12 protein-coding genes are annotated in these 9,635 nt (G+C 74.7%); 3 read left to right on the plus strand and 9 right to left on the minus strand.

Going from position 1 to position 9,635, the window contains the following annotated elements:
- Positions 1-65: 65 nt before the first annotated feature.
- The 8 genes from EDJALFJO_RS03430 to EDJALFJO_RS03465 all read right to left on the minus strand — a co-directional run bounded on the left by EDJALFJO_RS03430 (position 66) and on the right by EDJALFJO_RS03465 (position 6,989).
- A complete protein-coding gene (locus tag EDJALFJO_RS03430) occupies positions 66-1,133 on the minus strand; it encodes a DnaJ C-terminal domain-containing protein (protein ID WP_088282247.1) in 1,068 nt (355 codons plus the stop codon).
- Between the two features lie 52 nt (positions 1,134-1,185).
- Positions 1,186-1,833 (minus strand): nucleotide exchange factor GrpE, encoded by a 648-nt coding sequence (grpE, locus tag EDJALFJO_RS03435; RefSeq protein WP_088282249.1) that lies wholly within the window; start codon positions 1,831-1,833, stop codon positions 1,186-1,188.
- Between the two features lie 81 nt (positions 1,834-1,914).
- Complete coding sequence (gene dnaK / locus EDJALFJO_RS03440) at positions 1,915-3,780, minus strand: molecular chaperone DnaK (RefSeq protein ID WP_088282251.1); 1,866 nt, start codon at positions 3,778-3,780, stop codon at positions 1,915-1,917.
- Positions 3,781-3,910: 130 nt separating this feature from the next.
- On the minus strand, positions 3,911-4,153 hold the full coding sequence (locus EDJALFJO_RS03445) for a hypothetical protein (RefSeq protein WP_088282253.1): 243 nt from the start codon (positions 4,151-4,153) through the stop codon (positions 3,911-3,913).
- A complete protein-coding gene (locus EDJALFJO_RS03450) occupies positions 4,150-4,974 on the minus strand; it encodes a hypothetical protein (RefSeq protein ID WP_088282255.1) in 825 nt (274 codons plus the stop codon). The genes EDJALFJO_RS03445 and EDJALFJO_RS03450 overlap by 4 nt, the downstream gene beginning before the upstream one ends.
- The gene (locus EDJALFJO_RS03455) at positions 4,971-6,428 is read right to left on the minus strand and encodes a hypothetical protein (RefSeq protein WP_088282257.1); all 1,458 of its coding nucleotides are present in this window, start codon (positions 6,426-6,428) and stop codon (positions 4,971-4,973) included. Before EDJALFJO_RS03455 ends, EDJALFJO_RS03450 begins: the two co-directional genes overlap by 4 nt.
- Positions 6,429-6,505: 77 nt before the next feature.
- The gene (locus EDJALFJO_RS03460) at positions 6,506-6,724 is read right to left on the minus strand and encodes a hypothetical protein (protein ID WP_088282258.1); all 219 of its coding nucleotides are present in this window, start codon (positions 6,722-6,724) and stop codon (positions 6,506-6,508) included.
- A gap of 58 nt (positions 6,725-6,782) precedes the next feature.
- Entirely contained in the window at positions 6,783-6,989 is a 207-nt protein-coding gene (locus EDJALFJO_RS03465) for a hypothetical protein (RefSeq protein ID WP_088282260.1), read from the minus strand.
- A gap of 424 nt (positions 6,990-7,413) precedes the next feature.
- On the opposite strand from EDJALFJO_RS03465, the gene EDJALFJO_RS03470 reads away from it, so the two are divergent.
- Positions 7,414-8,271, plus strand: a complete 858-nt coding sequence (locus tag EDJALFJO_RS03470) for a BTAD domain-containing putative transcriptional regulator (RefSeq protein ID WP_088282262.1) — start codon at positions 7,414-7,416, stop codon at positions 8,269-8,271.
- A complete protein-coding gene (locus EDJALFJO_RS03475) occupies positions 8,232-8,636 on the plus strand; it encodes a hypothetical protein (protein WP_088282264.1) in 405 nt (134 codons plus the stop codon). Before EDJALFJO_RS03470 ends, EDJALFJO_RS03475 begins: the two co-directional genes overlap by 40 nt.
- Before the next feature lie 23 nt (positions 8,637-8,659).
- Here the strand turns inward: EDJALFJO_RS03475 and EDJALFJO_RS33205 are convergent, their stop codons facing one another.
- Complete coding sequence (locus EDJALFJO_RS33205; protein WP_143448270.1) at positions 8,660-9,301, minus strand: hypothetical protein; 642 nt, start codon at positions 9,299-9,301, stop codon at positions 8,660-8,662.
- A 134-nt stretch (positions 9,302-9,435) separates the two neighbouring features.
- Here EDJALFJO_RS33205 and EDJALFJO_RS03490 point away from each other — a divergent pair.
- A partial coding sequence (locus EDJALFJO_RS03490; protein WP_143448271.1) for a response regulator occupies positions 9,436-9,635 on the plus strand: 200 nt, incomplete at its 3' end.

Raw genomic sequence — 9,635 nt, forward strand, 5'->3', positions numbered from 1 at the left:
CGAGGTCCAGCTCGACCTCGACGCCCAGCCGCTCGCCGCCGAAGGCGGCGTCGAACCTCAGCCGGTCACCGGGCATGACCGCCGCCCGGGACGTCCCGGCGGGCCCGGGCGACGAGGTCGGCGCGCGGGTCCTCGCCGGCGGTGGCCGCGGCGAACTTCTCCAGGGCCTCGCGCGCGGAGCTGTCGAGCTTCTGCGGGACAGCGACCTGCACGGTGACGAGCAGGTCGCCGGTGCTCTTGGACGTCTTCACACCGTGGCCCTTGACGCGCAGCGTGCGCCCCGACGGGGTGCCCGCCGGGACCTTGACCCGTACCGTCTGCCCCTCGAGCGTGGGCACCTCGACCTGGGCGCCGAGGGTCGCCTCGGGGAAGGTCACCGGCACCGTGACGCGCAGGTCGTCACCGTCGAGGGTGAAGACCGAGTGCGGCTCGACGTGCACCGTGACGACGAGGTCGCCGTCACCGCCGCCGTGGTCGCCCGGCCGGCCCTTGCCGCGCAGCCGGACCTTCTGGCCGCCGCGCACCCCGGCCGGGATGCGGGCGTTCACCGTCCGGACGCCGGTCATCGGGTCGTCGACGCGCAGGCTCAGCTGCGCGCCCTCGACCGCCTGCTTGAAGGTCAGCGTGACGTCGGCGGTGAGGTCCTCGCCGCGGCGTGCCCCGCGCGGGGCGCGGAACCCCGTACCGGCCCCGGCTCCCGGGCCCGCGGCCCCGCCGAACATCGACATGATGTCCTCGAAGCTCGCGCCCGAGCCGCCGGGGGCACCGGTCGTCGTGAAGCGGACGTTGCCGCCCCCACCGCCACCGCCACCGCCGAAGAGGTTGCTGAAGACGTCGTCGAAGCCGGCGCCGCCGCCCGGGCCGCCCGGGCCGCCCGAGGTGAACCGGGCCCCGCCGCGGGCCATCTGCCGGACCGCGTCGTACTGCTTGCGCTGCTCCGGGTCGGACAGGACCGCGTAGGCCTCGCCGATCTCCTTGAACTTCTTCTCCGAGGCCGTGTCGCCCGCGTTCGCGTCCGGGTGGTGCTTGCGCGCGAGCTTGCGGTACGCCTTCTTCACGTCGTCCTGGGAGGCGTCGACGGACACGCCCAGAACGGCGTAGAAGTCCTTCTCGAACCAGTCCTGGCTCGCCATGGGCGCCCCTCCCTTCGCTGTCGTTCCGAAACCTGACGGCCGGTGCGGCCGGTCAGCTCGGGTCGGCGACGGCCACGCGCGCGGCGCGCAGCACCCGGTCCCCGGCACGGTAGCCCGGCTGGAGGATCTGGACGACGGTCGTCTCCGTCGTCCCCTCGGCGAGCTCGGCCTGGGTGTGGATGAGGGCCTCGTGGACGACCGGGTCGAACGCCTCGCCCGGCTCGCCGTAGCGGGCCAGGCCGAACCGGCCGAGGACGTTCTCGAGCTTCTCGGCGATCGCCGCGAACGGGCCGCCCTCGAGGTCGCCGTGCTGGCGCGCCAGGTGGACGTCGTCGAGCACCGGCAGGAGCGCCTCGAGGACGCTCGCCACCGCGGTGTCCCGCGCGACGTCACGGTCCCGCTCGACGCGGCGGCGGTAGTTGACGAACTCCGCCTGCAGCCGCTGCAGGTCCTCCAGCCGCTCGGCGGCAAGGGCCTCGAGCGCGGCGTCGCCCGCTGGGGGCGCCGTCTCGGCGGCCCCGGCCTCCGGGTCGGCGACAGCATCGGGGACGACGCCCTCGGGCACCTCGTCGGCCTCGGGGTGCTCACCGGGCTGCGCGTCGTCCGTGACGCCGTACGCCTCGCGGACCTTCCCGGTCTCCGGGTCGAGCCGGCGGCGGTCCCGGATGACGGGCCCCGAGCCGTTCTCGGTGTCGCTCACAGTGCCAAGCTCCTCAGGTCGTGGTGGGACGAGACGTGCGTGCGGGGGCGGGCGCTCTGCGGCGCCCGCCCCCGCACCGCATCACTTCTCGTCGTCGACGATCTCGGCGTCCACGACGTCCTCGTCGGACGCCGCCTTCGCCGAACCGGCCTCGTCGGAGGCACCGGTGGCGCCGCCACCGGCCTGGGGGTCACCCGCCTGCGCGTAGAGCGCGGAGCCGAGCTCCTGCGACGCCTTCGCGAGGGCCTCGTGCTTGGCCTTGACGTCCTCGACGGTGCCGCCGTCCAGCGCCTTCTTCAGGTCGTCGACCGCGGTCTGCACCGCGGCCTTGCCGTCCTCGGGGAGCTTGTCGGCGTTGTCGGCGACGAACTTCTCCGTCGAGTAGAGGAGCTGCTCGGCCGAGTTGCGGGCCTCGGCCTCCTCGCGGCGGACGCGGTCCTCCTCGGCGTGCGCCTCGGCCTCGCGGACCATCCGGTCGATCTCGTCCTTCGGCAGCGCCGAGCCGCCGGAGATCGTCATCGACTGCTCCTTGCCCGTGCCGCGGTCCTTCGCGGAGACGTGCACGATGCCGTTCGCGTCGATGTCGAACGTGACCTCGACCTGCGGGATGCCGCGGGGGGCCGGGGCGATGCCGGTCAGCTCGAACGTGCCGAGCGGCTTGTTGTCGCGGGCCAGCTCGCGCTCGCCCTGGAACACCTGGATGAGGACGCTCGGCTGGTTGTCGTCGGCCGTCGTGAAGACCTCGGACGCCTTGGTCGGGATCGCGGTGTTGCGGGTGATGAGCTTGGTCATGATCCCGCCCTTGGTCTCGATGCCGAGGCTCAGGGGGGTGACGTCGATGAGCAGGACGTCCTTGCGCTCGCCCTTGAGGACGCCGGCCTGCAGGGCCGCGCCGACGGCGACGACCTCGTCCGGGTTGACGCCCTTGTTCGGCTCCTTGCCGCCGGTCAGCTCACGGACGACGTCCGCGACCGCGGGCATCCGGGTCGAGCCGCCGACGAGCACGATGTGGTCGATCTCGGACAGGCTCACGCCGGCGTCCTTGATGACCGCCCGGAACGGCGCCTTCGTGCGGTCGAGCAGGTCGGCCGTCATCTTCTCGAACTGGGCCCGGGTGAGCTTCTCGTCGAGGTGGACGGGGCCGTTCTCCGTCATCGACAGGTACTGCAGGGAGATCGTCGTGGCCGTGGAGCTCGAGAGCTCCTTCTTCGCCTGCTCGGCCGCCTCGCGCAGCCGCTGCATCGCGATCTTGTCCTTGGACAGGTCCGGCCCGCCCTGCATCTTCACGACGTTGACGAGGTGGTCCATGACCCGCTGGTCCCAGTCGTCGCCACCGAGGTTGTTGTCGCCGGAGGTCGCGCGGACCTGGATCGTCGAGAAGCCGTCCTCGTCCTTGCCGACCTCGAGGAGCGAGACGTCGAAGGTGCCACCGCCGAGGTCGAAGACGAGGATGAGCTCGTCCTCCTTGCCCTTGTCCAGGCCGTAGGCCAGGGCCGCCGCGGTCGGCTCGTTGATGATGCGCAGGACGTTGAGGCCGGCGATCTCGCCCGCCTCCTTCGTCGCCTGGCGCTGCGCGTCGTTGAAGTACGCCGGGACGGTGATGACCGCGTCGGTCACCTTCTCGCCGAGGTACTCCTCCGCGTCGCGCTTGAGCTTCTGGAGCACGCGCGCCGAGATCTCCTGGGCGCCGTACTTCTTGCCGTCGATCTCGACGTTCCAGTCCGTGCCGATGTGCCGCTTGACGGAGCGGATGGTCCGCTCGACGTTCGTGACGGCCTGCCGCTTCGCGACCTCGCCGACGAGCGGCTCGCCGCTCTTGGCGAACGCGACGACCGACGGCGTGGTGCGCCCGCCCTCGGCGTTCGCGATGACGGTGGGCTCCCCACCCTCGAGGACGGCGACGACGGAGTTCGTCGTGCCGAGGTCGATGCCGACCGCTCGTGCCATGTCCGATGTCCTTCTTCCGTGTGGCGAGCGCGGCGGACCGCGCAGAGTTGAGTTGCCTGCACTCAGGTTGGTCCGCGGCAGCAGGGCTGTCAACTCGGGACTGACCAAACTTGAGTCTGTCAGGCTCAACTCACACGGTGCCCCCTGTGTTCCCCAACCCCGCGAGCCACTCCCGGACGACGACGAGGACGTCGTCCCGCGACCCCACGACCCGGACGACGGGCGGCGTGCTCCCGACGTCCGGCGTCGACCAGACCCGGGCCCGGACACCGTCGCCCGGCCCCTGCGACCAGGCCCGGACGACGAGCAGCCCGTGGACGTCCGGGTGCTCGTCGTCCGGCAGCCCGGCCCCGGGTCCGGGGCCGGCCGTCACCGGGACCGGCCGCGGGAGCCGTCGTGCGCCCTGCGGACCCGCACCGTGACGCCGTCCGAGCCGCTGCGACGGGTGCTCAGGGTGCTCGCGCCGTCGGGGCGGGCGGCGTCGACGACCCCGCCGCGCAGGACGTCGGCCACCTCGGCCGCGAGTGCGTCCTCCTTCGCCGTCACCGCGCCGACCGCCGTGTGCCGGGCCACGTCACGCATCTCACGCCGCAGGTCGGACAGCCGGGCCCGGGCGTCCCGGGTCAGGGTGAGCCGGCCCGGCCCGACGACGACGAACTGGTAGGCGAGCGCCGTCGCCGTGCAGCGGGTGCAGTCGACGGTCACGGCGTCGGCGAGGTTCGCGACGTCGACCCGGCCCGCGTTGCGCCCGTTGACGACGACCTGCACCGAGACGGCCACCGCGTGGCAGTCGGTGCAGTGCTCGGCGAGCGCGTCCGCACGGTTGCGGGCGACGAGGCCGCCCGCGGTGACCCGGCGCTGCCGCCAGGTCGCCCGGCGCCGCTCCCGGTCGTCGCGGTGCACCCGGACCTGCGCCCGCGAGCGCACGGTCGCCGTCCGGTGCCGGTACCGGTCGCGGCGGCGCTGCTCGGCCCGCTCGGCCCGGTCCTCGCGCGTGTCGCCGTCCCCGTCGGCGCGGTGCCGGGCTCCCGAGGCCGGCAGCACCGGGGCCGCCGCCACGAGCGCGCCACGACCGCCGCCGCCCGTGGGGGCGGCCGGCACCGCGGGCCCGGCGAGCGCCGTCCCGCCGAGGACGGCCGCGGTCACCGCGGCGAGCAGCGCGGACGTGGACTTCATGGACGTCGAGCGGGTCATGGCCGTCCTCCCGGGGTCGGCGCGCCGCCGGCGGTCGCCGCGGCGGGTGACGTGGGGTCGAAGGGGTCGGTGCGTCCGGCGCGGTGGTGGACCGGTGCGACGAGGAGGCGCAGGAGGCGCTGCACGACCCGCGCGAGGAGCGCGGCGAGCCCGAGCAGCGGCAGGACGAGGAGCAGGATGCAGACCCAGGCGAGCGCGGCCGCGGTGAGGCCCTGCGCACCCGTGGCGTCCGCCCAGAACACCCGGCCCTGCTGCCACGACGAGCCCACGAGCGAGGGCAGCGAGAGCACGAGCCAGCCGAGCATGACCCCGAGCAGGGGGACCGTGACGACGACCCAGCCGACGACGGCGGCGCGGGCGCCGCGGCGCAGGGCGCGGACCTGGGCGGGCATGCCGCGGCCGGGCACGAGCCCGCGGAGCACGCCGCGGGTGAAGGCGAAGGGGTTCGGCACCCCGGTGAGGTCGCCGAACAGGTAGTAGCCGTCCATCCGGACGACGGGCAGGAGCTGCTGGAGGATCACGCCGTGCGTGAGCAGCGCGGCCCCGGTCGCGGGGGCCCAGCCGGTCACCATGGCCAGACCCGTCATCGCGACGATCGAGACGGCGTTGAAGTACACCCCGCCGAGGTCGGTCCGCAGCCGGCCCGCCCGGTCGAGCCGGTAGGCGTCGGTGACGTCGGTCCAGAAGACCGGGACCCACAGGTAGAGGCCGGCCCCGATCGCGCCCGGCCGGGCGCCGCCGTACGCGCAGCCCGCGGCGTGCCCGAGCTCGTGGAACAGGGTGCTCGCGAGGAGCAGCCCGAGCACCGACAGCACCCCGCCGGGCGTCGTGAACGCGCTGCCGGCACCGGCGAGCAGGCCCCCGGGGTCGAAGAGCCACAGGGACCCGCACAGCCACAGCGCGAGCACCCCGGCGACGGCTCGCGGGTCGAACAGCGGGGCGAGCAGCCTGCCGAGCAGGTCCACCGCCCGCGTCGGCAGCAGCGGCCGGCGCAGCGTCGTCGCCAGCAGCGGGTCGGCCGTGGGCAGCCCGGCGCGGTCCACGGCAGGGACGATGCTGAGGTGCTGGCGCAGGGCGGGGGCCGCGCCGGGAGGCGCGACCACGACGAGCCCGGCCGGGCCGAGCCGGCCGAGCACGAGCGCGGAGAGCACCGGCAGGCCGACCGCCCGGCCGAGCCGGTCACCGACCGCGGCGGCGAGGTCGTCGGCCCCACGGCCGCCGTCCGCGCACTCGAGGACGGCGTGCAGCAGCGGGGTGAGCATGACGGTCTGGCCGTCGGACCGGACGGCGAGGAAGCGGTCCTCGACGTACCCCGATCCCTCGTACCGGCCGAGCAGCCGCAGGCCGGGGGCCCGGTGGACGACGTCGTGCGGGTGCAGACCCGGGGGCGGCGCCGCCGCGGCGGGCGAGACGGCGGCGGCCGCTGCGCGGCCTGGCCCGGTCAGGGTCGTCATGGAGCACCTCCTCCGGGCGGCACCGCCGCGCGGACGGCAACGGCCGGGGGCGGTCGCCCGCCCCCGGCCGCGCGCCGTCAGGCGTGGGCGCCGATCCCCTGCCAGGCCGAGGCCCAGGCAGCGCTGTGGATCGACCCGGCGTTCACCGCGATCGCGATGTTGACGCCGGTGATGGTGGTGATGTTGATGCCGCCGTGGCCGAGCGCGGCGCGCTGCGGGAGCAGCTCGACGGTCTCGGCGGACAGGTCGAACGACAGGTCGTCGACGGCGGCGGTCGTGCGGACGGTCGCGGGCATGGCCCCTCCTCAACGGGTGCCCCCGCCGGTGGTCGTCACGGCCACCGGCGGACGGCGGTCAGCCCTGGACGACGAAGACCGTCTGGTTGGCGTGGGCCACCGCGTGCGACATGTGGCTGCCGGCGTTGAGCGCCATCGCCTGGTTCGACGCGTAGACGGACGCCCAGTTGCCCGGGTGGTGGTGGAAGCCGCCGAGAGCGGCCCGCGCGGGCAGCAGCTCGACGTCCTGCTCCTCGACCTCGGCGAGGGTGAGTTCGGTGCGCATGAGGTTCACCTCCAGTGGGGCGACCGCGGGTCTGCGGTCGCGTCGGACCACTCGACACGGCCGGGCGTCCGCGGGGCGTGACCCATGATCGGCGCGGCGCGTGACCCGTGCGTGATCCACGCGTCACCGGTCAGAGGAGGGCAATCCGGCAGTCATCCATCTCATCCCGATAAGCGTTGACAAATGCCGCGCCGCGCGAGAAACCTGATGGACGCAGTGATCGATCACCGGCCGGCAAGGGCAGACGGCCGGCACCACGTCGACGGGGCCGCCGCGCGGTGGTCGTCCCGTCGCACGCGACGACGCGACGGGGCGTCCATCGCGCCGTGCCCGGTCGGGCACGGTGCCCGCGGCCTCCCCGGAGCGTCCGGGAGCACCGGGCGGCCCGCCGCCCGGACGGGGTACGCGGCATCACGGGGGCGCGATGACCACGCGGAGAACGGCGGACGGCACGGGGCCGTCACCCGGCGGCTACGCCGTGACGCTGCTCGGGTCCTTCCGGCTCGACGGGCCGGACGGCCCGGTGCAGCTCACCGCGCGCGAGCAGCGCGTCGTCGCGCTGCTCGCGCTGCACGGCCCGCAGCAGCGCGCGGTCGTCGCGGGCATGCTCTGGCCGGAGACGGACGAGCACCGGGCGCGGCAGAACCTGCGGGCCGCCGTGGCGACCCTCGCCCGGCTCGCCCCGGGGGCGGTGCAGGCGTCCAAGCTCGCCCTGGAGGTCGACGCGGCGGTCGACGTCCGGGACTTCGTCGCCGTCGCGCAGGACGTCCTGCGGGCGGCGTCCTGGCCCGCCGACCCCGAGGGGACCGCCGGGCCGGCCACCGGCACCGCCCGGCTCGCCGCGCTCTGCACCGCGCTCGTCGGGGACGGCCCGTTCGCCGGGGACCTGCTCCCGGGCTGGTACGACGACTGGGTCCTCGTCGAGGCGGAGCGGTTGCGGCACCTGCGACTGCACACCCTCGAAGGGCTGTCCGCACTGCTCTCCGCAGCGGCCCGGTACGGCCTCGCCCTCGAGGTCGCGCTGGCCGCCGTCGCGCTGGACCCGTTGCGGGAGAGCGCGCACCGGGCTGTCATCGAGGTCCACGCCTGCGAGGGCAACGTCGCGACCGCCCTCGCGCAGCACGAACGGTTCCGCACCCGGCTCGCCCGCGAGCTCCACATCACGCCGAGCCCCCAGATGGAGGCCCTCGTCGCCCGGCTGCGCCGGCGTCCGGGCACCGAACCCACCCCAGGGAGGCCGTCATGGCCGCAGAAGTCCCCCGCCCGCTCCGCACGCACCTGACCCGCGGCACCGTCCTGGCCGCCGCCGTCCCGCTCGTCGCGCTCTCGCTGGCCGCCTGCACCCCGACCGACTCGTCGTCGACGTCGAAGTCCTCCTCGAAGTCGCGGTCGAAGTCGTCGACGAGCACCGTCGTCGTCATCTCCGCGGCGGACGACGTGTGCTGGACGGCGACCGTCGACGGCAAGAAGCACAAGGGCTGCGGCGACGCCGAGTTCACCGACCGCAAGGGCGGCAAGTCGGCGACGGTCGTCAAGACGAGCGACGGCTCGCGGGTCGGCGTGAAGCTCGTCGTCCGCGGGAAGACGGTGGACCGGGGCTCGGTGTGGCGCCGGGACCACTCGGCCGAGGTGGCCGCCGACGGGTGAGCCCGTCGGTCGCCGGCGGTCGCTCAGTCGTCCTCGGACTTCTCCGAGACCTCGGTCCTCGGCTCGCCGTCGACGCACGTCGCGTGCACCTCGATCGTGGTGGCGTCGCGGCGCAGCTTGACCTCGAGCTCGAGGCTGCCGCGCTGGTTGACCTGCGCGCTCCAGTCCTGCGCGGGGTTGACGGCGTAGTCGATCGGGTCGCCGCGGCGGCACGTCACGGTCACCGAGCCGCCCCGGGTGGAGACCGTCTTCGAGCTCGTCCGGGCGGGCGTCGTCGTCCGCGTCGTCGGCTGCGGCCGCGGGGAGCGGGTGGTCGACGTCCGGCTCGAGGGCCGGGACGACGTGGTCGTCGACGAGGAGGACGACGTCCGGGCGGCGTCCGTCGACGTGGGCGACGTGGTCGTCGACGAGGACGTGGACGGCGTCGTCGGGGAGACCGCGGGCGACGACGTCCGCTCGTCGCCGGTGGGCCCGGCCGAGGTCGACGGGTCCTGCGGGGGCGCGGTCGTCGTCCCCGGCCGCGGCAGGGCGCTGCGCTGGCTGTCGGACGCGAGCACCCGGACCTGCCGGCCCGCGGAGTCGATCGCGTACCAGGCGGCCGCGGCGACGATGCCGACGCAGAGCAGCCACAGGGACGCGAAGAGCGTCCACCGGGTCAGCCTCATGCCGCTACCTCCACGGGGGCAGGGTACGCACCGGTCACGAGGACCGTCCGGTGCTCGCAGGAACCGGGGCCCGACAGGGACCGACCGGACGAAGCATTGCCTGCCCGGGGGGCAGGGGGGATAGCGTCCACGTCGTGGCTGTGATCCTGCTCATCGAGGACGACGCGGGCATCCGTGCCGCGCTCACACGCGCCCTGACCGAGCGTGGGCACACGGTGACGTGGCGACCGGCCGGCCTGCCGGGGCTGCAGGCGGTCATCGACGACCGCCCGGACGTCGTCCTGCTCGACCTCGGCCTGCCCGACGTCGACGGCCTCCAGGTCCTGCCCATGCT

Origin of the sequence: Kineosporia sp. A_224 (assembly GCF_002198655.1) — a bacterium.
Lineage (GTDB): Bacteria > Actinomycetota > Actinomycetes > Actinomycetales > Kineosporiaceae > R-H-3.